Genomic DNA, 20,535 nt, shown 5'->3' with positions numbered 1-20,535 from the left:
GGGTTCAGTGGCGGAAAGGAAACGCGTATGAACACGATGCTGAGCTGGGACCATCTCGTCGTCGTCCGGGGCAGTTTTGCCAAAAAGCTGATTGACCTGCTGAAGGGCGCTCTCAAGGCCGATCGAGTGATCCCCTATCTCGGTCCTGGTCTTCTGCAGCTTAACGCGCCGGAATCACCTGTACCTTGCACCCCGGAAGATGTCGCCGCGGCACTCAACAAGCGGGCGCCTGCCCCTTCCAGGATTCGCACCAATATGTGGTCGGTCGCCCAGTTTATCGAGCAGCGCCGACATCGTCGGACTCTTCAAGCGTGGATGGCGGAGATATTCGCAGCCCCCGCCGAGCCGACCGTTCTTCACGCCTGGCTCGCAACCCTTCAACTGTCTGTCATCATCGACAGCTGGTACGATGGCGCCATGCGGGCAGCCCTTGCAGAGGCCGGCCAAACAGACGTTGTCGAGATACAAGGAACGACGCGCGCGACCGGAATTGGTAACATCTGGACGAGAACTTACGATTTGTCAGGAACAGAACTCGACGCCGAACAAGTGGCAAGGACGGTGCTCTATGCGCCGCACGGCAGCGTCAGGCCGGCCGCAAACTTCCTCGTGGCTGATTCCGATTACGTCGAAGTCCTAACCGAAATTGATATCCAGACGCCGATCCCGGACGTGGTGAAGCAACGGCGCGTCAACCGGGGCTTTTTCTTCGTTGGCTGTCGCTTCAACGATCAGGTGCTGCGCACATATGCCAGACAGATGATGAAGCGCTCCACTGGCCCACATTTTGCGGTGATCGATTCGGCTACGCTGACCAGAAACGAACGTCGTTTCCTTGCCGAAGGCGCAATCACGGTCATCGACATGCCGATCGGCAACGCCGCGGCTCGCCTCGTCGGGGTCGATGCTAGCCAGGATTAATGGCCGGCGATTGCTGGTGAGTCGCTTGCCTCCAAGGGCGAAAACTCAGTTGGGAATACATCTGAGCAGTAATGCTACTGGCAGCACAACGAAGGCTCTGAATTCGTTGGGCCATGTGAAAGGGCCCGCTGCTGCGGGACGTGAGCACGTTGCGGCGGCATTACGCACATGATTTTGTGACACCCGTGGCAAAAGAACTGAAGCGCCCGAGCCGAACCGCGACAAGATATGCAGCGCTCAATAGCTTCGGCAGAAATTTGGCACAGTTTCGACAGTTCGCATGCACCTCCAGGGTCAAGGAGGCTGATTATGCCTGTTTATGTGGGTTGGCGACGCGAGCAGGAATTCCCACTACCTTTGCCCCGGCGGGAACATCGCGTGTGACCACGCTGCCAGCGCCTACGACCGCATTATCGCCAATCGTGACGCCAGGCAGAATGATTGCTCCACCGCCGATCCAGACACGGCTGCCAATGCGAACAGGACGCCCGACCTGCAGGCCGGCCTGCCGCTGCTCGGCATCATGTGGATGATCGGCGGTATAAATCTGCACGGCAGGCCCAATTGCCGTTCCTTGCCCGATTTTGACCTCTACCACGTCAAGAATAACGCAGTTGAAGTTGATGTAGGCATTGGCGCCAATGCGGATATTGAATCCGTAGTCGCAAAAAAAGGGCGGACGGATGACCGTTCCGCGCCCAACCTCTCCCAGCCGCTCGGACAAAAGCTCATGCCAATGCCCCGTGGTCTGCCCCAGCGTATCATTGTACCGCTTGAGCCAAGCCCCGGTGGCCAACAGGTCAGCTTGGATCTCCGGATCCGCCGCATTGTAAAACTCGCCTGCGAGCATCTTTTCTTTTTGGCTACGCATCATAGTCTCCCGTCAGGTCGTGTCCCGTGTAGTGATGCAGGAACGCACATCAAACTGGCCTCGGCAACTTTGTAACTCGGTCTTGCCGGGCGCGCGGTCACGAGCCGGGGCGACAGTTTCGTCTCGACCAACTTCTGCGAAGTTGGAAATATCGCAGATCAACCGGTCGCAGGGGCCAATACCTGACGAAGTCGGCAACTGTCCAGCGCTCGAACTCACTTTCATGCCCATCTCAGATTGGCGCGATGTCGAGCGGTAAGCGATCAGCTTATGTATCGACCAGGCCCGCCAGCGGAGATCTGTGCGTCGCCTCTACGCATGCTGGCGTGTCACCAATGATACATCGACTATTTCTGGATTTCAGGCACGTCGGATTGATTTTCCCTTGCGGTGTAGAGCGAAGTTACTAGCCATAGGATTCCTCCTTCTTAGTTTTGTCAGTCGCAGAGCCCCAGTACGACTGGTGGTAGAAAGCACACGGCCGGAATCTTGGCAGCGCTGTTCACACCCACGTTCGTAAGGTGGCCGATGGGCTCGGCGCCAGAGCACCAATGCTTGACCTGCTCCAGCTCTTGCTCGGCGGGTTGTTTCAGAGACGCTTGATCTCGATACCGCGTTTTCTCAGCACGTAGCCGATCTGGCGCGGGGTCAAACCGAGCAGGCGCGCCGCCTTTGCCTGCACCCAGCCACACTTTTCCATGGCAGCAATGACCGTATCGGCATCGGGCACCCTACCACGAGTCGTGGCAGGGCCTATCGGCGCTTGCCCGTCGCCGACGGGCGGGGCGGCACAGGCGGCGGAAGGCTCGATCGTAGTCGACTTCTCTGACGTCGGCGGTCCGTTCTTCCACAGCGCCGCGGCCAAGCACTGATCCGCGTAACAGGCAAAGTCAGTTCTGAGGATTGATGGACCCGTCGCCAGAACTGCCGTCCGTTGAACGCAGTTTTCGAGCTCTCGGATGTTACCTGGAAATTCGCAGTTCATTAGCACCTCAATCGCTTCGGGAGCGAAGGTCAGCGTGTGATCATTCTCAGTATTGAAATTCTTGAGAAACTGAGCGGCCAAGAGCGGAATATCACCTCGCCTTTCGCGCAATGCCGGCACGCGTAAAGTGACGACGTTGATGCGATAATAGAGGTCTTGCCGGAACTCCTTGCGTTGAACTGCCGTTTCCAAGTCCCTGTTCGTTGCGGCAATCACGCGAACATCAACTTTAATGGTGTGGTTGCTGCCGACGCGCTCAAACTCCTGCTCCTGCAGGACACGCAGCAGCTTAGCCTGGAACGAACCTGATATTTCGCCAATCTCGTCCAGAAACAATGTGCCTTTGTCGGCAGCCTCAAAGCGCCCCTTGCGCAAACTGCTCGCGTCGGTGAAGGCACCCTTCTCATGACCGAACAAGTCAGATTCCAGAAGCGTCTCGGTGAGCGCCGCGCAATTGACCTTGATGAAGGGCTGCTTGGCGCGAGGCGAGAGCTCGTGAATGGCTTTGGCAACCAGCTCCTTGCCGGTTCCGGATTCACCTCGCAACAGGACCGTAGTCTTCGCCTTGGCCACCTTGACAAGGTGCTCACGCAGCTTGCGCAGCGCCTGACTATCGCCAAGCATCTCCTTTCTGATCTTTTTACGCTCCATTTGGCAGCCCATCCCACTCCGCCACCCGCCGGTAGAACTGCACTGGACGGTGAGCTGTGTTGTATTTCGTCATCATCATTCTCGATCTCACCTTTGTTGCTTCGAAATTTCCGGCGCGCTCGGCAAATGGCAATGGCGCCTGAGCATCGTTGCCTTTCACCAGGACGAGCGTCTTCTCCTCCGCGCGGGCGCTCGCAATATGCGGTTTGCGCAGGCCTTTACTCGACCGGTCGCCGTTCTGTCCGGCTTCTGCCGCACCGCAGCCTGCAAACCCATCGTTGACGCAAGAGAGGGAGGGGTCAATCGAGCTCTCCTTGCATTTGTGCAAGGAAAATTGTCAGTTTGATAGAAATCTATCAAAACGGCAGAAACGCCCCGCCCCCAGTTTGGCTGTACCTGCGGCGTTCAGCGTACGTGACGACATGTGCGGACTTGTCCCAATTGCCATCCGAGTTGTGCGGAACAGTAGCCGCTGCGCTGTTCGCTTCAACCGCGTGATGCCGGAGACAGTAGAGGCGGCGGCTCGTCGAGCGAGGCTTCATTGTTCGGCTACTAAACCGGCTGTCCTTTGGTGGGAGTTGGTTTCGCCCAAGTTCTGGGCCTGGGGGGCGTCGGCCCGTTTCGCCGCACAGGCTCCTTCCACATCGTCGAGGCCGAGAAAGAGGGGCCCCACAGCTCCCCCTGTATCACAATGCCCCGCCCCTCAAGCAGCTAGATACGACAGGTGACCTCAAATGAGGCGTCTTGCATGGCTTCTACACCTGCCTGAATGCCAGAACTGCGTTCGTGCCGCCCATGGCGAAGGCGTTGCTCATGGCGACGCGCACCTTGCGCTCGCGCGGCACATTGGGGGTGATGTCGAGGTCGCAAGCGGGATCTGGCTCGCGATAGTTGGCGGTCGGCGGCACGACGTCCTCTTGGATTGCCATCACGCAGGCGATCATTTCAAGCGCGCTCGCTGCGCCGAGGCAATGCGCGTGCGTGGACTTGGTGGAAGAGATGGACATCGAATAAGCGTGGTTTCCAAACACACGCTTGATCGCCGCCGTTTCAGTCTGATCATTGCTCTTGGTACCGGTGCCGTGCGCGTTGAGGTAGTCGACGTCCTCGGCATTCAGCCCGGCATCGGCAAGGCAGGCGCGCATCGCCGACGCTGGCCCCTCGACAGATGGCGCGGCAATGTGGAAGGCATCGGCGGAAAGGCCGACGCCGGCGATCTCGGCAAGAATTGTGGCACCACGCCTCGTGGCATGCTCGTAGCTTTCCAGCACGGCCATGCCCGCACCCTCGCCCAGCACCAGGCCCTTCCTATCGGCGGAGAAGGGCCGGCATGTATCGGGTGAAAGCACGCGCATTGCTTCCCATGCTTTCAGCACGCCCCATGCGAACGGCGCGTCGCTGCCCCCGGAAACCATTACGTCGGCCCGGCCCAGCTTGATCTGATCCACCGCCGAAGCGATCGCATGGTTGGCCGAGGCACATGCGGAGGTCACCCCGAAGACCGGCCCGCGCAAGCCGAGGCTCAAGCTAAGATGGACGGAAGCGGCGCTGGGCATCACCTTTACTCCAGTGAAGAGTTCAGCACGGATTGCGCTACCCAAAAGCAGTGAGCGGTAAGTTTGTTCTGTTGCGTATGAACCGGTAAATCCGACGCCCACTGTCGCGCCGAAGCGATGGGCATTCCCCTCGTCGCAGGAAAGTCCGGCCTGCCGCATGGCTTCGCGCGCTGCAAGCACGGCGAGCAAGCTGAAGCGGTCCATGGAGATGAGATGCCCCCGGTTGATGTCGTGCTCGGGCAGCGCCTTGATCTCAGCGCCGGTCATGCCCTCCAGGTCATGAAGCTCGGAATTGGCGATCGGGCCGATGGCGGAGCGGCCTTCGCGCATCTCTTTCCACATAGAGGCGGCGTCGGTGCCCAGTCCGCACAGGCCGCCCACTCCGGTGATAACGACGCGCCTGTCCATTCAAGCCTCCTTCGCAAGCAAGCCGCGGACGGCTTCCACGACGTCGCCGACATTCTTGAGATTGGACCAGGCATCGGCCGTGTTCATGTCGATCTTGATGCCGTAGGCCTGCTCCACATCCCAGAGCACGTCCGCCAAACCCAGCGAATCGAACCCGAGCGCGTCCAGTTCCGTGGCGATTGTTATCTCGCCGACGAATGACGCAGGCATTCCCTCACCGCTCTCCGACTCGGCGCGTTTCTTGATCAGGGCAATGACGTCCGTTGCGAATTGATCGGCCATTCTGTTTCCTGTCTTTCTTTCCCGCGTTTCGACCTGGACGCGGCTCAGTTCCTGAGGCGCGCCGCGTCGCGAAAGCCATCACGCTTGGGCAACTGACAAAGCCCAATGCTCATAAAGCCGGATCAGGTCCGGCCGGTGTGTGGCGTAGGTGCAGTATGACGATGTGAGCCGCTACACCGTGCGCGTCTCCCAGTCTGTCCATAGGCTCGGAAGAAGTCGGACAGTTTGACATGGCCGGTCAGTTGCAACTCCCTTTCCCAGCACTCCACTGCCCGGTAGAGCGCATGAAAAATCTCCTTTCGGGCGGTTTCTTAAGACGCTCGCCACGCCATGAGGCAGTGGGGGCATCGGTGTGCGTCAGGTGCTTCTGCCCATGCAGGATTCCAGAACATTGATGAAATCGTTTGTTTCGATGAAAGGCATCCACACTTTGGATAGTTGACCACGCGTTTCAAAGGTCGTGAACTACATCTCCTCGTTGTGCTCGACGCACTCCCGACAGAGCGCAACCTCACGGGCGCGGCATGCAGGATCCGAGCCCAGCCGGTCATGAGTGCGGCCTTGCCGGGTCGGGCGATAGGCAGTCATGCCCTGCCCTTCCTGCGGGTCAAGCACTCCGAAAAAACATTTCCCCCATAAATGCTAGATCTTCCGCTGCCTTTTCGCGTCACAGGCCGTCAAACGTCCGGCCGTTCACAACAGTGATCCGGCAAGTGTTTGGCTGCGCGAGACGATGCTGCAGGGAGTCGTCCTGCATGGCACTTCGCTATGATGCTGCGGTGCCGTCTAACGGCGCCTCGTGTTTGAACACACTGAACGGCCACCGCGATCAAAATCGATGGTTCGAGGACCGTTGATCATCACCCCGCCAGCCTCGATCTTGTTTGCCGCCAGGAGAGCGACACAGAGACTGCTGGTGAAGATGCGCGCCTGCCCGCTATGTTCCGGATGGTTGACCATCCCGGATGGACCCATCGAGGGTGTCAAGGCGAGCATGAGCACAGGCGCGAACAGTTCACGGGCAGGCGCGACGGTGGCCGCAAAGCAACGTCGCGCCAGCATGCGATCTCAGCAGGATCGGCACCATCCTGTCAGGGAGCAATGCGAGTGGCTGGCTTAGCCGCTGCGACGCTGCCCGGCATCGATGACGAGGACCTGGCGCCGTGCGAGGAGCAAGAGTAGACGGATAGTATGCGCGGGAGTGGCGACCGACCACTTTGTTTCTAAGGCAGACTGAAAGCGGCTCTTACCGGGCGGCTACGCTGTTTCAGAGACTGGGGCGTCGTGCACATCCAGCCGATACTCTTTGTTGCGGATTGCGAACCGATTGCATTGCCGCAGTTACTGGCATCATGTTAACGCGTCGGACGGCGACATTGGCGAGCACGGTTTTGTGGCCGCAGTTGACAAAGCCCATAAGTTCTAGATGCTGCGTGCTAGAATAGATGTTTGAAATCGCAGGGAGTTTCTGATGTCCAACCTTAAGGAAACTGAGGCAACCCAGGCAGCAGGCGAGGTGCCCGTGAAGGAACAGACACCCGATACAAAGGCGCCGAAGACGCGGAAGCGGACCGCGCAGCGCGCAGGTGCTATACGAACCAGAGCCGCCAGCTCGGCTCTTCAGGCGTCTTCATCTAAAGCGATCGCTTCGCCTACAGTCCGGGCAGCGCGGAGAAATTACTCTGAGAACGAGCGTGCCCAGAAGCTCGGCGAGATCGAGAAGCAGATCGGACGGGGAGAGAGTATCAAGGCAGCCGTTCAGAACGCTGGAATATCGGAACAGACGTACTATCACTGGAAAAGGGCTGCTGGGCAGACAACACAGAGCGATGAGCTCAAGGATCTTGTGAAGCTTGAAGAAGAGAACGCCCGTCTGAAGAAGCTCCTCGCTGACCGGCTCCGGAAAGAAAACGCCGAGCTCAGGAAAAAGCTCGGGCTTGCTTGAGCCCTTTGCCGCCATAGGCAAAAAGCCCGAGGGGCGACTGACCTGAGCTCCAAGGTGACCTTCCTTTCTTCCTGTGACACAGCGAACAGCGTCGCGCCCAGCAGCCGATACCGGCGCAACGAGCTGTTTCGACCTGAGACCGGGCAGCCGGCAACTGAAGACGTTCTTGACGAACGCGCCCAGCCGCTCCCGCCGCCAGTGGTGATCGAGCTGGAGGTCGCCGGCAAGGTGCGGCTGCGGATTCCACTGACCACGCCGCCAACACTGGCAGCGGCGATGGTGAAGGCGCGGGGCGTTTCATGATCCCGGTCCCGAGCCAGGTGCGGATCTGGTTGGCGGTGGGCCGGACCGATATGCGTCGCGGAATGCAGCGTCTCGCTCTGCAGGTTCAGGAGACATTGGGCCGGGATCCGCATTTATGCGTCGGGCGAGATTATGTGGCGGAGCCGCCCTGACCCCTTCGGACCGGCCAAACCCAGCTTGCCTCCGCCACATAAACATTCAGATGGAGTTCAGCAGTTGCAGAACGGAGTCATTTGGTCGGAAACGCACGCCGTGATCGCCGGTGACGCCCGCCTTCTCGAGTCCATTGCGCATCATCTCTACATCCGCTGTGGCATAGCGGTGGGTCGTGGCGACCCGTGCATGCCCGAGCCAGGCTTGGATCGTCAAAAGGTCCACGCCGGACTGGAGAAGCTTCATGGCGAGGGAGTGCCGGAAGATGTGCGGCGATATGGGCTTGTCGGCCAAAGCCGGTCTGGTAGGCCCGGCGCTCGTTGCGGGCGCCGAGGAATATCGGTCGCGGCTCGTGATGGGCGATCCCGCGCTCGCTCAACAAGGATGTCAGCGCCCGCAGCCGGGTCCTTAGCAATGGGGACGACGCGGTCTCTACGCCCTTTGCCGCGCAGCAGCACTTGTGGGTGCGGCCGCTCCAACTGAAGGTCGTTTGCGTTGACGCCGGTGGCTTCGGAGGCCCAGGCGCCGGTTCGTGCCAAGAAAAGAGCAGAAAGGCTCGGTCGCGCCGACCACGGGGCGTCTTTGGATCTGGCGCCGCGATGAGGGTGTCCACTTCGGCCGTGGTGAGGTGGTACGTCACGTCAATGTGCGTCCGTTTAATGGGAATCGTCAGCACGCGTTGGGCGACGCCGAAGGATGCCGGGTCGGCGGCAGCGACGTGGCGGAAGAAAGATCGGATCGCGGCCAAGCGGGCGTTGCGCGTGGTGACGGAATTGTTCCGCTTCTCCTCGAGTTCGTCGAGAAAAGCGAGAACGAGATCTCGATCAGCTCTTCGAGCGCCAACGCCCCCGGCTTCTTCCGCAATCGGGCGGCGGCAAAGAGGATCAGCATGCGCAAGGCATCGCGATAGCTGGCCACGGTCGCGGGAGTCGCATTGCGCTGCTTCGTCAGGCGCCGGCGGAAATAGGACTCCAGGAGCGGCGCTAGGAGTAGGTGTTAACTCATGCTGCTCCTTGAGCGCGCCGCCATCGAGTGCCACCTCGGCTTGATCAATCAGATCAACGAGGCGTTGACGGTGGTCGAGGCGGATATCGCGGTGGTGCCCACTAGGATCCGACAATCCGTCGCCTGATGACGTTGCCTCCGACGTCACCGTGGGTGCGAACGTTGCCGCGGCAATCGGCAACATTCGGCGCTTCAGCGATCCACAGAGGCTTGTCGCCTACCTTGGCTTCTTCCGAGCGTGCGGCAGTCGGTGAGGGACCGGCCTATCATGGCCGCATCACGAAGCACGTCTCCTGAATCGAAACCTCTATCCGATCGACGAACGCCTCAAGTCTCGCAGGCGAGCAAGGCCGGGCGGGTCCAGATGTAGTAGGTATCCTAATCATCGCCGAGCGTGTTTAGCTTGGGTCGCGCAGAAAGGTGGATGGCGTGAGCGCGCTGAGATGGATCGCCATTTGGACTAAACGACGGGACGGCTGACTGGTATGCGCGTTCAATTGATCTGGCGCCTTAAATGCAGGAAGGCTTCGCGGCCGGTACGAGGCGCATCCCTCCTCCGAAGCAGCACGCCCAAGTATCATCACAAGCCCCGAGCGCTCGCGTTCGGCGATGTCCAATTTCCGACAATGTCGGAATACAATCAGATCTGCTGGATTGACTTTAAATGGTTTTCTCATTTGGCACAGCGCATGCTGGTTATCCGCAAACACGTGACCGACCAACAAGAAGTCGCATGATCACCTCACCAAAACATACAGCCGCGGAACAATCACTTGGCCCGAACTTGCTTATCGCCCTCCCCGTCACCACAACCGGAGCCATCCATGTCTGACGGGCTGCCCAGGATACCTACTGCGACCGCGCTTGCCCGGTGACGACCGCTCCGGCTCCGCCCGTTACCGACGAGGCAAAGTGACGGATTTCCTGCTTTTCAACGACATGGAGGTGGTTGTCATTCCCGCTGGGGGACAGACTCGGCCTGTTCAAGGCATTGCGCGAAGGCGGCAAGATGACGGCCACCCGTGCGCGAACTCAAGGAGCGCAGCCTGTATCGTGTATCAGGCAAATAGGCCGTCGGTCAGTGACCTTGACACAGGGGACATGCGCAAGGTCCTGAAGTTTGATGTAGCGATAGAAGGGTGCCAATGACAACAATAGCTTACAGGAACGGAACCATGGCTGGCGACGGCCGAGCCTTGGGTTTTGACTCAGTATCCGTCGGTGAGAAAACGAAGGTGTTTCGCTTATGCGACGGCACACTCATCGGCGTTTCCTCTTCGTCCTTGGGTATTCCAAAGGCCGTTCGAGACTGGGTTGAGAAGGGCATGGATGTTTCTGATGTTCCTGTGCCGCGCAACGACGACAATTTTGAATTTGAGGCGCTGATAGTGCGCAAAAATGGGGAAGCCGTATTGTTGGACGGCAATTGGCTGCCAAGTGATCCCGTGAAAGGTGAATATTATGCCATCGGGAGCGGCAAGCAGTATGCTTTGGCCGCGCTGGTTTTGGGCAAGTCAGCTAAGGAAAGCGTCGAAGTTGCCGCGAAACTCGACGTTTGGACTGGTGGCACAGTCACTGCCATAACTCACTAAACCCGCCTTTCGGCGGGAGTGTGACAGTGCGAGCGTGGAAGTAGGGCGCCACCCCGGGGCACGTCGAGCCCTGTCATCTGCTTGCGTTGTTGGACATGTGAGCTGGTCCATAAGCGCGCGAAAGCGTCCAGTTGTGGCCCAAAGCACGATTTGCGACAGAACCGGCCCGCTTCTATGAGTATGGGCCGCTTTTTGCGGCCAGCGTGCTTGCCATCCTGCCGCCAGTGGCCGTCGCCTTCTTCTTCCAAGGTTACCTCGTCATGAAGTAGAGCACCACGATCTTGTCGGAGAAATCGGAAAGGCGGACGGCCCTTCCGTCCGCGTCGGCCAGTTCGAAAGGTTGCGCGGCCTGCTTGTCGACCGCCTGGAAGAACCTCTCCGCGCTGTCCCTCATCTTGTCGAGATCGGCGCCCGGATGGTGGGCCAGCGCGGAGGTCGCGAGGATCAGCGCCAGAAATTGAATCGCAAGCGACGGTTTCGCTTTCATGGACAATGCATTCCGGTTGGGGGCGTTCGAGGGCTCCGCGGCTAGGATTGGTCTCACTGTGTCTGCTCCCGCTCCCGGCGGCTCATCTGCCTGATAGGCGCGTTCCCGCTCGGGCCATGTGCTTTTGATGAAGGCCAGAACGGCCCGGATCTCCTCGTCGGTGAGGACATTCCCGAAGCCCGGCATGTCGCTCTGGTAGCCGCCGCCGACGACCGCGGCCGGTCCCGGCGCCGGCATGCGTCCCGAAGGCAGCGGGCTTTCCAATCGCGCTGACCTTCGCCTGGCTAAAACCGTCTTGCCTAGCGCTATCGCCGCGGCCGGGGCGCCACCGGCCATCCGGTTGGCGAGCCAAGGCAATGTCCAGACCAATCCGAGGCCTGCCGCGGCCACGCATCGATAAGAGGACCGACGCCCTTCTCCTTTGCCGCCGCTGGAGAACAGGTACTTGATCAGCGCGGCCGTCCCGAGACGAGCACGACGACGACAAGCAGCCACACCAGGCCCATGCCGAACATCATCATGCCGCTCATGCATTCCATCATCGAAGCCTCCTATTCCGTGGCGTAGACGCCGCCGGTCCCGTCAGACTTCCGGATTTCGAGAATCTCGAAGGGCGCTTCCTTCGTGCCACTCATGCCGGGGGAGCCCATCGGCATGCCGGGCAGCGTCATGCCCTTTGATGTCGGGCCGCTCGGTCAAGAGCTTGTTGACCGTGCCGACCGGCACATGGCCGCTCACCACATAGCCGTCGATGAACGAGAGAAGGCAGCCATCGGCTTCCGGCGGAATGCCCTCTTCGCGGCTCATGGCGAAAAGGTCGTGCGTCGGCCTTGACGGTGACAGCGAAGCCGTTTCCTGCAAATAGCCGGCATAACCTTCGCAGCAGCCGCATTGCGGGTTCTTGTAGAGCGTGACGTCCTTTCGCCGGCGAACGCCGGAGCGGCGCCTGACAGGATCGAGGCGAGGACAAGAGCTATCAGGGTATTGGACATTTTTGCTTCTCCTTCGGCTTGTGGACTGGTCAGGCGACCGGCCGCCTGGTGTTCGAGAACGTGGCAGTGGAACATCCAATTGCCGGGATTGTCGGCGACGAAGGCGATCTCGACCTTCTCGCGCGGCGAAACCAGCGCCGTGTCCTGCCATTCGCGACGTGGGGTGGGCTGGCCGTTGCGGGAAATCACCCGGAAGGAATGGCCGTGGAGATGGATCGGATCATGCCACGCGGTTGCGTTGGTCGTGGCGATGACGTGGCTCTTATTCCGCAAGAGCGTCAGCCCCGGCTTCATGTCGTGATTGGCCTCGTCGGCGGCGACGCCGTTGATGAACCAGGCGGTGCCGGAATTCATCGTCCTGCATCATGCGCCCGGACCCATGCTTTCACCCATGTCCTGCGCCACCATCTCGCCCATCATGCCGCCGGTGAAGACGACTTCGTTGCGGGACGCTGTATCGAGGTCCGGCTCCGGCAGCGGAATGGTCGGCAGGGTCAGCGGCCAATCAGGCACACGTGCCCTAAGCGGAGTGTCGGAATAAACAAGATCGACGAGCTCATATTCCAGCCCCTCGTAGAACTGGTCGAAGATCGAAAGCCGGCTGCCCGGCTTGCCCGTCATGTCGAGGATCAGATCGGTGCGCATTGCGGGACCCAGCACCACCCGCCTCCGGCGCGTGTGGCGTCACCGGCTGGCCGTCGAGCGCGATGACGGCCGGCCTGAAAACCCGTGAAGTCGGGACTGAAGATGCGTGCATTGGCGGCGTTGATCAGCCGCAGCCGGATGCGCTCGCCCTTTCTGACCGCAAAGGTATCCGGCACGCGGCCATTGATGGTAACCGTGTTGCCGACGCGGCCATTGTGGTGAATGTCGTGCCGGTTGCCGAAATCCTCGCTGATTGCGCCAGATTTCGTCAGCCCCCAGTCACCGAGCATCCAGGTCACCTCGCGATCGGCCCGCACCGCCTTCGGTTCCTCGATGATCAGCGGACCATAAAGTCCGCGCCCGACCTGTTCGAAGCTCCGCTGGTGCGGGTGATACCAGCAGATGCCGACGTCGACGGCGTCGAACTCGTAGACGAAGCGCTCGCCCGCTCCAATCGGCTTCTGCGTGAGGTGAGGCACGCCATCCATGGCATGTGGCACACGCACGCGATGCCAGTGCACGGTCGTTTTCTCGGCAAGGCCGTTCTCTACCTCGACCCGCACGCGCTCGCCCTGACGGACCCGGATTTCCGGGCCTGGAACGGGCCTTCGGCGCGCAATCGAGGCCGGTTCACCCGGCCCAATGGCGTCCACTTTGGGGGCGCATGCACTGCAGACCCGCTGGACCTGATCCGGGAGAGAATGGGCGCGGCGATTGGAATAGCTATGAAGGCGTATCGGACCGTGGAACTGCGCGCGCAGACTTTCGGAGGAAGGCTCGCTTTTAAGCGTTATCGTGCAACTCTGACCGTTCTTCGCCTTGGGGGGTGCCGCGGAAGAATCCCGGGTTCTGCGAGCGCTCCGAGAACACCTGCGGTCGATCCTGTACCACAATCTCGCGAAGCTCGATGCTCTCTACAAACGATGTCTTGGATTCTCACGCCCTTATTTCAGCACTTCGCTCGCTTGCCCGACTCGGCCGCGGTCAGCCTTCACCGCCAATTTTATTGGCGCAGCGACGTTCCTATCGGGTCAGGCGAAGCTTCTTGAACCTGCCGCTCTCTCGTTGCCCTGGCACGATTAATCGTCCTCTCAGTCTCGTCATTGGCGGAGTCGCTCCTGAGGCGCGCGCCGGCGAGTTCGAGGAGCGCGTGGCTATCTCCTCGGTCCAGCCGGATTCCGCTGCGCGCTCAGCCAATTCCTGGAAGGCCGATTCCAAGGCGAGCTGGCATTGAAGGCCGCGGTCCGGATGGTCGACTGGGCAGCTTGGTTCCACGATCGCAATGCTTGATCGCTTCATTGCAGGCCATGGGCTCTCGCCCTCTCCTTTTGCCACACGAGGCGCCAGCTCACGTGTTGTTGTTGGCGTGCGCCCCGGCAACCGCTTTCACCAGCCGCTCCAGCGATCCCGCGCGCTCCAGCTCCGCAAAGAATGATGCGGCGTGACGCTAGCCAGCCGGTGCTTCTCGGCCAATTTGCACACATAGGGATAGTCGACCATGAAATCGGATCGAGGCGAGGCGTTGGACGTTTCAGTCTTGGTCTGAATGCGCGGCCCACGAGCCGATCGGCCTTCTCGATGATTTGGCGCACCCTCGTTGTCGACAAGCCATGTTCCTGAGCCAGGTCGGCGAAACTCTTGCCCTTCAGAAAGCCGTCGACCAGGGCTACGTCCCTATCGACGGTCGGCTAAATCCCCAGCAGGCGCGCAGTTTTCCAGCATCATTCCGTTTGTTCATCCGCTTGTCCGCGCCCCCTGCAAATCTTACCGGGCCAAATCGGTGCTTGGAAGACCCACTCATGTCATGGCCTCGGGAAAGTACCAGGCCGACGGTCATGTGAATACGAAAGATGCTGGCGATCACCATGATCGTTGGTGACCGCTGACCTCCCGAATGTCGGCTTCGACGGCACACCGGGAGCTCTCGGCAATGTTGAATAATTCCGTTTGAAGATGGTTGACTTCGTCGTCGAGGCTCGATCCATCAGGATCGGTATCGACGATTCTATATTTGAGAAACCCAAATTCGTTGACTCGCGCAATTCGCTGTGCGGCGTATCATCGCAAGCGCGGGATTGCGACATCCTGCGAAGTGCCCGCGTTGCTGGAATCGATTTTGCGGAAGTAAAAAGGCCCCGGCGCTGGGTCGGCGCGCAGGGCCTTCAGGCATGTACGAGCTACCAGCATGTCCAGTTATGATCGTGCGCTATCATAATGAACAAACGGTGAATGATCGCTATCCGAGGTGCAGGGCGGGCGAGATGGTGGGGCGGCGGGGGACCTGTACCGCTGCAGCGGGGCCACGAGCAGCGACTCGAGCCATGCGCCACGCTGCAGGACCTCGATTTCGGGCCAAGCCTCGAGCCCGCAACTCGCCTTGCTTCTCGGAAATCATAAGGCTTTGTGGGGCGGTTAAGCAGCGCGATATGGCCGCGGCGATACGAAGTTTTCATCTTTACCCTGTTCAGACGGTCAGGCTGCCTTCGCCGCCGCCTTGGCTGCCTTGACATGGGTTATACTGCGGCGACCGTCGACGCCGATCGGAACGTCACCGTCAACCGTAGCGCGACGCACAACCCGGTGCTGGTCGCCATAGTCGTTGACCGCATAATGCTGGGTAGCACGGTTGTCCCAGATAGCGACGTCGCCTACTTGCCAGCGCCACCGCACGGTATTTTCCGGGGCAGTGACGTAGGACTGGAACACCTCGTAGAGTTTGGCGGAATCGCTCTTGGAAAGGCCGACGAGGCGCTGCACGAAATTGCCGAGCAGCAGCGACTTCTCCCTGGTTTCCGGATGGACGCGCACGACCGGATGCTCGGTCTCGTAGATCGTCGATGTGAAGACTTCCTCGAAGTGCTTCTTCTCTTCGGCTGTGGCGCGCGGGCGCACGGCTGCGTAGTCGTAGGCATTGCTATGAATAGCCCACAGATTGTCCGCCAATATTTTGAGCGGCGCCGGCAGATTCTCGTACGCGGCGTGCGTGTTGGACCAGATCGTGTCGCCCCCCGCCGCCGGAATGACGACGCCACGTAGGACCGAGAATTTCGGATAGGCATCGACGAAAGTCACATCGGTATGCCACTGGTCTGCCCTGCCACCGCCACGGCCGGAATCGAGATTGAGGATTGAGGCCGTGCCGGCTGCCGGCCCCTGCGTGGGATGAGGTACAAGGTTACCCAGACGCCGCGCGAACAATTCCTGCTCCGCATCGTCGAGATGCTCCTGGCCGCGGAAGAAGATCACCTTGTGTTTTAGAAGAAGCTGGTTGATGGCTGCTATCGCTGCGTCCGAAAGGTCTCCGCCAAGGCGAACGCCTCTGATTTCAGCTCCAACACGGCTGGTCAGCGGTACAACGTCGGAGTCAGGAATGGTCCGGTTGACGAGGACTGGATTGCTCATGCGGGTCTCCTGTTTTATCTTGAAAGGGATAGCAAGTGACATCCGGCCAGCGGATGTCCGCGCTGCGTTGAAAAGTCTCACCGCTAGTCGACAGAGCTATTGAACAAGATAATCGACTAAAACATAGAAATAATGTTCCAAATTAAACTGTCTCGACGAAAGAGCCGTCTCCGTTGCTCCGGTCTCGGTGTTGAGTTCTCTAAGGCTGCGCCACACCTTGGTCCCCACGCCGGCAAATGATCTCACTATGCAGCCCCGTGCTCGCACGCTCTCAAACTAATTGCCGCTGCTGCAACACCCGCCTGGCGGCCTGCACCGAAAAGCCGACAGGGGTGCATCTGAATAGCCGTGAACCCAGGTCTCAAAGACCATCCGGCGCGACGAGCGGACGCACCGCACGTGTGACACCCGTCTTGTGGGGCAGGGTTGCCTTTCTCAATCCCGGCGTTGGTCGGCGTCCCAATGAGCAGCAAGCTATTATCGGCCGCCGAATCTTAGTGGCTTCGTCGAGAGCCTCAATCAACCAAGCGGCGAAAGCCCCGCTAGAGTCTCCGCCCGCCTGTCGCTATGAAGCAGTTGCAGCCAGCGCTGCTTCAGGCGCATGAACTCGCCCGATGCAATGATTTCCGTCGCCCTGGGTCTTTCGAAGGGCACTGTTTCGATTCCCTTCTTCTTCGGCGCGCGGCTTGATGCCGACATACGGTTTCTTGACCTGCCGCCTGAACTGGCTGCCGAAGCGGGTGCCCCGCCAGCGACCCCGACAATCCACTGTTCCGCAACTGCTGAAGAGCCGACTGCGCTCGCATCCCGATATTGCGCAACGGCACTATGCCGACATTCTGGAGACCGCAGCCGCATGAGCCTCGAGATGTTCCGCCGACCGTCGACAAAGGCGTCCTCTCGCCTGCGTCCGCCATTTGTCAGTGCTCGATCTGATTGGGGAGACGCCGGTCGTCGAACTGAAGAGATTCGATACCGGCAGGTGTCGTCTCTTCGTCAAGCTCGAAAGCCAGAATCCCGGCGGATCGATCAAGGATCGCATTGCGTTGTCGATGATCGTTAATGCCGAACAGCGTGGCCAGCTCGCGCCGGGCGGTACAATCATCGAAGCGACCGCTGGCAACACAGGGCTCGGCCTGGCCTTCTGGCGGCACGAAGCGCGTGATCGCGTGTCCAAAAGCTGACAGCGTCAGACAAATGTCAGGTTCATTACAACCAACATCTGGGCACTGACGAGGTTTTTCGAAGCAATGGGCGCTAACTGCGCGCTGAGCGCGTTGGCATGGCTTTTGAGACTGAGTGACTGTGACTGCACTCAATGGGGCAAGACGAGCGATGCGCTCCTCCCTGAACCCGTGTGCCGTCTCTGAGAGGAAACCAGCTCGTGCAGAAACCTTTGGAAATAGCTTTGGGCCGCAACGTGGTATTGCAGATGGAGTCCCCGGCTCCTTCGATTAGAGTCGAGAACTGGCTGCATGGCGAGCCCCTCACGAGCTTTGAGCCCGGCAAGTGTACATAGTCGAATTTTGGGCAACTTGGTGCGGCCCATGTGTGGACGGGATGCCCCATCTGATCCAGCTGCAGGGCGTCGCCAGGCGCGCCATCTGGACAGCAGGAACTGGACTATGGGCAAGGTAACAGGGTTTCTTGAGATCGACCGGCAGGTGCACAAGTACCAGCCGGCTTCCGACCGCATCCGGCATTTTCGCGAATTCACGCTGCCGATGTCGGACAAGGAGGTCGAGAAGCAGGCCGCGCGCTGCATGGATTGCGGCATTCCGTACTGTCATGGGCCGACCGGCTGCCCGATCCACAATCAGATCCCGGACTGGAACGACCTCGTCTACAATGGCGACTGGGACAATGCGATCCGCAACTTGCATTCGACCAACAATTTCCCGGAGTTCACCGGCCGCATCTGTCCGGCACCTTGCGAGGAAGCCTGCACGCTGAACCTCGAGGACATTCCGGTCGCCATCAAGACGATCGAGCAGGCGATCGCCGACAAGGCGTATGAAACCGGCCATATCCGGCCCTATCCGCCGGAACGGAAGACCGGCAAGCGCGTCGCCGTCATCGGCTCGGGGCCGGCCGGCATGGCCGCTGCCCAGCAACTCGGTCGCGCCGGCCATGACGTTCACGTCTATGAGCGAGAGAGCCGGCCGGGCGGGCTGATGCGCTACGGCATCCCCGATTTCAAGATCGAGAAGCATTATATCGACCGGCGCATCGAGCAGATGCAGGGCGAAGGTGTCAGCTTCCATTGTGGCGTCAATGTCGGCGTCGACAAGCCGGTCGCCGAACTGCTCGCCGAATATGACGCGGTCCTCTATTGCGGCGGTTCCGAAACACCGCGTCCGGCCAACATCCCAGGCGATGATCTCGACGGCGTGCACGACGCGATGCCGTATCTGGTTCAGCAGAACAAGCGTATCGGCGGCGAGCCGATCCAGTCGGTGGCATGGCCATCGCGCCCGATCGTTGCCGGCGGCCAGCATGTCGTCGTCGTCGGCGGCGGCGACACTGCCTCCGACTGCGTCGGCACCGCCTTCCGCCAGGGCGCGGTGCGCGTCACCCAGCTCGACATCCGGCCGCAGCCGCCGGAAAAGGAAGACAAGCTGTCGGTCTGGCCCTACTGGGCGACCAAGATGCGCACGTCATCCTCGCAGGCCGAAGGCGCCGAGCGCGAATTCCAGGTGGCGACGCTTGAATTCATCGGCGAAGACGGCCAGCTGACCGGGGTCAAATGCTGCGAAGTCGACGAAAAGCGCAAGCCGATCGCCGGCACCGAATTCGTCATCCGCGCCGATCTCGCGTTCATCGCCATCGGCTTTGCCGGGCCAGCCGCTCGCGGGCCGGTGTCGGAACTGGCCGGCCAGATGAAGATCGCCATTGACAGCCGCCGCTCGAAGAATGTCGAGGCCAATGACCGGGACTACAGGACCAGCGTCGAAAAGCTCTATGCCGCGGGCGACGTGCGGCGCGGCCAGTCGCTGGTCGTCTGGGCGATCCGCGAGGGCCGCCAGGCGGCGCGCGCCATCGATGAGGCGCTGATGGGATCGAGCGTGCTGCCGCGCTGAGTCCGTCTCGAGACCCTACTTGTGCGGCCACCTGAAGGCGCTTTCCGCCCTTCCGCTGCCCCGGGCAGCTTACGGACTGATCGCCGTGGTCGTTTCGGTTGTGGCCCCGGCCGCAGGCTGCCGCCTTGGCGGCCAAGAAAAATCGTCGGCGCGGCCGGGCGAAGCAGCGGGCGCCTTGCCCTCGACGACGAATTTTTCACCGGGCCCGTCCGGCTTGGCCGGCGCTGCGGCACCGAGAAGTTCCGAACCGCCGTCGAGTGCCGGTGATTGCGAGTCGGCGTCGGTAGCCGGGTCGGCGGCCTCAGTCTTTTCGTTCGAGGGTGGACTACGCTACTGGCCCAGTACCGGCAAAGCATCGAAGGAACTTTACAATCATAAAGGTACCTGGTCTCGCGGCTCACCTATGACGATCTAGACGCGAGTTCGAGTGAAGTCTTCTTCAACGCGATCCACAATCCGACTGGCATTTTCGTAAAGGCCTCCTCGGTGCGGGCGGCATCAGGGAGGGTTTTCTCATGACGAGGACTTCTTACGGAAATGGGGGGCTACTCAAACACATTCAGTGATCAGCGCGGGGGCGGCGTCAGCTATTTCACCGCCGATCTTGGATATAATTTCTTGAACTCGCCGCGCTACCGCATCGGTGCTTTTGTTGGCAACAATTTCTGGCACGAGAGCTACGACGCTTTCGGTTGCACGCAGCAGGCGACCAACTGGGGAACCTGTGTGCCAACCGTCCCACCTACGTCAACCTCATCAGCCAGGACAACGATTGGCATTCGCTGCGACTCGGCTTGGCCGGGCAGACGCAACTCACCGAGCGACTCAGCCTTTCTGGTGACGTGGCGTTCCTCTTCACGCGGCTCGACGGCAAAGATCAGCACCACATGCGCCCCAAGATCAAGCTAATTCCCGAAGACGGCGATGGGCATGGCGTCCAGCTCGAGGCGGTCTTGGGCCGTGGCGAATAACGGCACCGCTCATTTCGAAGAGGCAATGGGCGGTCGTGGTTCCCCGCAGGCCGACGATTGGAAGGCAAAGCGCTACGGCGTGTTCGTGCAGGCTAGCATCAAGTTCAACTGAGAGAGCAAGAACCGAGGAGAGCGGCGATGCCACTCCAGCTCATTACGATCATTGGATCAACAGAAGGAAGTTTTCCGAAGAGTTCTGCAGGCGTGCGCAAAGTCGCCAGACAAAGTTCTCTCGGTCCATAGTGTACGTGCCGTCACGCCCGTTCTCGACATGGTTGAATGATAC

At 60.3% G+C, this 20,535-nt stretch carries 22 protein-coding genes and 6 pseudogenes; 14 read left to right on the top strand and 14 right to left on the bottom strand.

Features of this window, described 5'->3' with window-relative positions:
* The first annotated feature begins 27 nt into the window (after positions 1-27).
* A complete protein-coding gene (locus EOC94_RS26030; protein WP_095484270.1) occupies positions 28-921 on the top strand; it encodes an SIR2 family protein in 894 nt (297 codons plus the stop codon).
* A gap of 307 nt (positions 922-1,228) precedes the next feature.
* Here the strand turns inward: EOC94_RS26030 and EOC94_RS26025 are convergent, their stop codons facing one another.
* The 5 genes and pseudogenes from EOC94_RS26025 to EOC94_RS26005 all read right to left on the bottom strand — a co-directional run bounded on the left by EOC94_RS26025 (position 1,229) and on the right by EOC94_RS26005 (position 5,674).
* On the bottom strand, positions 1,229-1,795 hold the full coding sequence (locus tag EOC94_RS26025) for a sugar O-acetyltransferase (protein ID WP_095484269.1): 567 nt from the start codon (positions 1,793-1,795) through the stop codon (positions 1,229-1,231).
* Between the two features lie 586 nt (positions 1,796-2,381).
* Positions 2,382-3,425, bottom strand: a pseudogene (nifA, locus tag EOC94_RS26020) (nif-specific transcriptional activator NifA); the annotation flags it as partial.
* Positions 3,418-3,756 (bottom strand): hypothetical protein, encoded by a 339-nt coding sequence (locus EOC94_RS26015; protein WP_127294319.1) that lies wholly within the window; start codon positions 3,754-3,756, stop codon positions 3,418-3,420. The gene EOC94_RS26015 and the pseudogene nifA, both read right to left, overlap by 8 nt.
* A 427-nt stretch (positions 3,757-4,183) precedes the next feature.
* On the bottom strand, positions 4,184-5,392 hold the full coding sequence (locus tag EOC94_RS26010; protein ID WP_127294317.1) for a beta-ketoacyl-[acyl-carrier-protein] synthase family protein: 1,209 nt from the start codon (positions 5,390-5,392) through the stop codon (positions 4,184-4,186).
* Positions 5,393-5,674, bottom strand: a complete 282-nt coding sequence (locus tag EOC94_RS26005) for an acyl carrier protein (protein WP_029356603.1) — start codon at positions 5,672-5,674, stop codon at positions 5,393-5,395.
* 438 nt (positions 5,675-6,112) lie between these two features.
* Here EOC94_RS26005 and EOC94_RS26000 point away from each other — a divergent pair.
* Positions 6,113-6,238, top strand: a pseudogene (locus tag EOC94_RS26000) (LysR family transcriptional regulator); the annotation flags it as partial.
* Positions 6,239-6,460: 222 nt separating this feature from the next.
* Here the strand turns inward: EOC94_RS26000 and EOC94_RS25995 are convergent.
* Positions 6,461-6,736: a hypothetical protein gene (locus EOC94_RS25995; RefSeq protein WP_127294315.1), complete on the bottom strand. Its 276-nt coding sequence runs from the start codon at positions 6,734-6,736 to the stop codon at positions 6,461-6,463.
* Positions 6,737-7,145: 409 nt separating this feature from the next.
* On the opposite strand from EOC94_RS25995, the gene EOC94_RS25990 reads away from it, so the two are divergent.
* From EOC94_RS25990 to tnpB, 3 genes are read left to right on the top strand one after another with little or no spacing between them, the layout of a single operon-like run.
* Positions 7,146-7,619, top strand: a complete 474-nt coding sequence (locus EOC94_RS25990; protein ID WP_091600632.1) for a transposase — start codon at positions 7,146-7,148, stop codon at positions 7,617-7,619.
* Between the two features lie 54 nt (positions 7,620-7,673).
* Positions 7,674-7,922, top strand: coding sequence for a transposase (locus tag EOC94_RS34775; RefSeq protein WP_245465655.1), 249 nt, complete (start codon positions 7,674-7,676; stop codon positions 7,920-7,922).
* Positions 7,919-8,074, top strand: a complete 156-nt coding sequence (gene tnpB, locus EOC94_RS35160) for an IS66 family insertion sequence element accessory protein TnpB (RefSeq protein ID WP_084831567.1) — start codon at positions 7,919-7,921, stop codon at positions 8,072-8,074. The genes EOC94_RS34775 and tnpB overlap by 4 nt, the downstream gene beginning before the upstream one ends.
* A 46-nt stretch (positions 8,075-8,120) precedes the next feature.
* Here the strand turns inward: tnpB and EOC94_RS34770 are convergent, their stop codons facing one another.
* Complete coding sequence (locus EOC94_RS34770; protein WP_236372574.1) at positions 8,121-8,369, bottom strand: tyrosine-type recombinase/integrase; 249 nt, start codon at positions 8,367-8,369, stop codon at positions 8,121-8,123.
* A gap of 238 nt (positions 8,370-8,607) precedes the next feature.
* Between EOC94_RS34770 and EOC94_RS34765 the strand changes: the two genes are divergently transcribed.
* The 3 genes from EOC94_RS34765 (at position 8,608) to EOC94_RS25965 (ending at position 10,672) form a co-directional block, all read left to right on the top strand.
* Entirely contained in the window at positions 8,608-8,985 is a 378-nt protein-coding gene (locus tag EOC94_RS34765; RefSeq protein ID WP_245465654.1) for a hypothetical protein, read from the top strand.
* Between the two features lie 93 nt (positions 8,986-9,078).
* On the top strand, positions 9,079-9,207 hold the full coding sequence (locus tag EOC94_RS35155) for a hypothetical protein (RefSeq protein WP_259980032.1): 129 nt from the start codon (positions 9,079-9,081) through the stop codon (positions 9,205-9,207).
* Positions 9,208-10,255: 1,048 nt separating this feature from the next.
* Complete coding sequence (locus tag EOC94_RS25965; RefSeq protein ID WP_127294313.1) at positions 10,256-10,672, top strand: hypothetical protein; 417 nt, start codon at positions 10,256-10,258, stop codon at positions 10,670-10,672.
* Positions 10,673-10,922: 250 nt separating this feature from the next.
* On the opposite strand, the gene EOC94_RS35260 is transcribed toward EOC94_RS25965, so the two are convergent.
* The 5 genes from EOC94_RS35260 to EOC94_RS34740 form a co-directional block, all read right to left on the bottom strand.
* Entirely contained in the window at positions 10,923-11,654 is a 732-nt protein-coding gene (locus EOC94_RS35260) for a hypothetical protein (RefSeq protein ID WP_245465653.1), read from the bottom strand.
* Positions 11,655-11,741: 87 nt separating this feature from the next.
* Positions 11,742-11,966, bottom strand: coding sequence for a DUF411 domain-containing protein (locus EOC94_RS34755; protein WP_236372580.1), 225 nt, complete (start codon positions 11,964-11,966; stop codon positions 11,742-11,744).
* Positions 11,963-12,505, bottom strand: coding sequence for a multicopper oxidase domain-containing protein (locus EOC94_RS34750; protein WP_236473613.1), 543 nt, complete (start codon positions 12,503-12,505; stop codon positions 11,963-11,965). Before EOC94_RS34750 ends, EOC94_RS34755 begins: the two co-directional genes overlap by 4 nt.
* Before the next feature lie 9 nt (positions 12,506-12,514).
* Positions 12,515-12,811 (bottom strand): hypothetical protein, encoded by a 297-nt coding sequence (locus EOC94_RS34745; protein WP_236473614.1) that lies wholly within the window; start codon positions 12,809-12,811, stop codon positions 12,515-12,517.
* Positions 12,781-13,359 (bottom strand): multicopper oxidase domain-containing protein, encoded by a 579-nt coding sequence (locus tag EOC94_RS34740; RefSeq protein WP_245465652.1) that lies wholly within the window; start codon positions 13,357-13,359, stop codon positions 12,781-12,783. Before EOC94_RS34740 ends, EOC94_RS34745 begins: the two co-directional genes overlap by 31 nt.
* Positions 13,360-13,841: 482 nt before the next feature.
* Here EOC94_RS34740 and EOC94_RS34195 point away from each other — a divergent pair, with 482 nt between their 5' ends.
* On the top strand, positions 13,842-14,030 hold the full coding sequence (locus EOC94_RS34195; protein WP_158302651.1) for a hypothetical protein: 189 nt from the start codon (positions 13,842-13,844) through the stop codon (positions 14,028-14,030).
* Positions 14,031-15,268: 1,238 nt separating this feature from the next.
* Here EOC94_RS34195 and EOC94_RS25930 read toward each other — a convergent pair.
* Positions 15,269-16,198: a TauD/TfdA family dioxygenase gene (locus EOC94_RS25930; protein ID WP_127294311.1), complete on the bottom strand. Its 930-nt coding sequence runs from the start codon at positions 16,196-16,198 to the stop codon at positions 15,269-15,271.
* Between the two features lie 655 nt (positions 16,199-16,853).
* Between EOC94_RS25930 and EOC94_RS34735 the strand changes: the two are divergent.
* The 4 genes and pseudogenes from EOC94_RS34735 to EOC94_RS25910 all read left to right on the top strand — a co-directional run.
* Positions 16,854-17,058 (top strand): annotated as a pseudogene (locus tag EOC94_RS34735) (isopenicillin N synthase family oxygenase); the annotation flags it as partial.
* Between the two features lie 8 nt (positions 17,059-17,066).
* A pseudogene (locus tag EOC94_RS25920) lies at positions 17,067-17,340 on the top strand (pyridoxal-phosphate dependent enzyme); the annotation flags it as partial.
* A 278-nt stretch (positions 17,341-17,618) separates the two neighbouring features.
* A pseudogene (locus EOC94_RS25915) lies at positions 17,619-17,782 on the top strand (thioredoxin domain-containing protein); the annotation flags it as partial.
* A 41-nt stretch (positions 17,783-17,823) separates the two neighbouring features.
* Positions 17,824-19,278: a glutamate synthase subunit beta gene (locus EOC94_RS25910; protein WP_095488102.1), complete on the top strand. Its 1,455-nt coding sequence runs from the start codon at positions 17,824-17,826 to the stop codon at positions 19,276-19,278.
* 69 nt (positions 19,279-19,347) lie between these two features.
* Here the strand turns inward: EOC94_RS25910 and EOC94_RS34730 are convergent.
* Positions 19,348-19,542, bottom strand: a pseudogene (locus EOC94_RS34730) (DUF459 domain-containing protein); the annotation flags it as partial.
* 428 nt (positions 19,543-19,970) lie between these two features.
* On the opposite strand from EOC94_RS34730, the gene EOC94_RS25900 reads away from it, so the two are divergent.
* Positions 19,971-20,249, top strand: coding sequence for a hypothetical protein (locus EOC94_RS25900; protein ID WP_095488100.1), 279 nt, complete (start codon positions 19,971-19,973; stop codon positions 20,247-20,249).
* Positions 20,250-20,535: the final 286 nt, after the last annotated feature.

The sequence above is a fragment of the Mesorhizobium sp. M6A.T.Ce.TU.016.01.1.1 genome, assembly GCF_003997065.1.
GTDB classification, from domain to species: domain Bacteria; phylum Pseudomonadota; class Alphaproteobacteria; order Rhizobiales; family Rhizobiaceae; genus Mesorhizobium; species Mesorhizobium mediterraneum.
The sequence above is the reverse complement of the archived record's forward strand: the minus strand, read 5'-3'. Positions and strand labels throughout refer to the sequence as shown.

Coding starts and splice junctions, on each gene's coding strand:
- EOC94_RS26030 (WP_095484270.1), top strand. CDS start 28: ATGAACACGATGCTGAGCTGGGACCATCTCGTCGTCGTCCGGGGCAGT.
- EOC94_RS26025 (WP_095484269.1), bottom strand. CDS start 1,795: ATGATGCGTAGCCAAAAAGAAAAGATGCTCGCAGGCGAGTTTTACAAT.
- EOC94_RS26010 (WP_127294317.1), bottom strand. CDS start 5,392: ATGGACAGGCGCGTCGTTATCACCGGAGTGGGCGGCCTGTGCGGACTG.
- EOC94_RS26005 (WP_029356603.1), bottom strand. CDS start 5,674: ATGGCCGATCAATTCGCAACGGACGTCATTGCCCTGATCAAGAAACGC.
- EOC94_RS25995 (WP_127294315.1), bottom strand. CDS start 6,736: ATGCTGGCGCGACGTTGCTTTGCGGCCACCGTCGCGCCTGCCCGTGAA.
- EOC94_RS25990 (WP_091600632.1), top strand. CDS start 7,146: ATGTCCAACCTTAAGGAAACTGAGGCAACCCAGGCAGCAGGCGAGGTG.
- tnpB (WP_084831567.1), top strand. CDS start 7,919: ATGATCCCGGTCCCGAGCCAGGTGCGGATCTGGTTGGCGGTGGGCCGG.
- EOC94_RS35155 (WP_259980032.1), top strand. CDS start 9,079: ATGCTGCTCCTTGAGCGCGCCGCCATCGAGTGCCACCTCGGCTTGATC.
- EOC94_RS25965 (WP_127294313.1), top strand. CDS start 10,256: ATGGCTGGCGACGGCCGAGCCTTGGGTTTTGACTCAGTATCCGTCGGT.
- EOC94_RS34755 (WP_236372580.1), bottom strand. CDS start 11,966: ATGAGCCGCGAAGAGGGCATTCCGCCGGAAGCCGATGGCTGCCTTCTC.
- EOC94_RS34750 (WP_236473613.1), bottom strand. CDS start 12,505: ATGAATTCCGGCACCGCCTGGTTCATCAACGGCGTCGCCGCCGACGAG.
- EOC94_RS25930 (WP_127294311.1), bottom strand. CDS start 16,198: ATGAGCAATCCAGTCCTCGTCAACCGGACCATTCCTGACTCCGACGTT.
- EOC94_RS25910 (WP_095488102.1), top strand. CDS start 17,824: ATGGGCAAGGTAACAGGGTTTCTTGAGATCGACCGGCAGGTGCACAAG.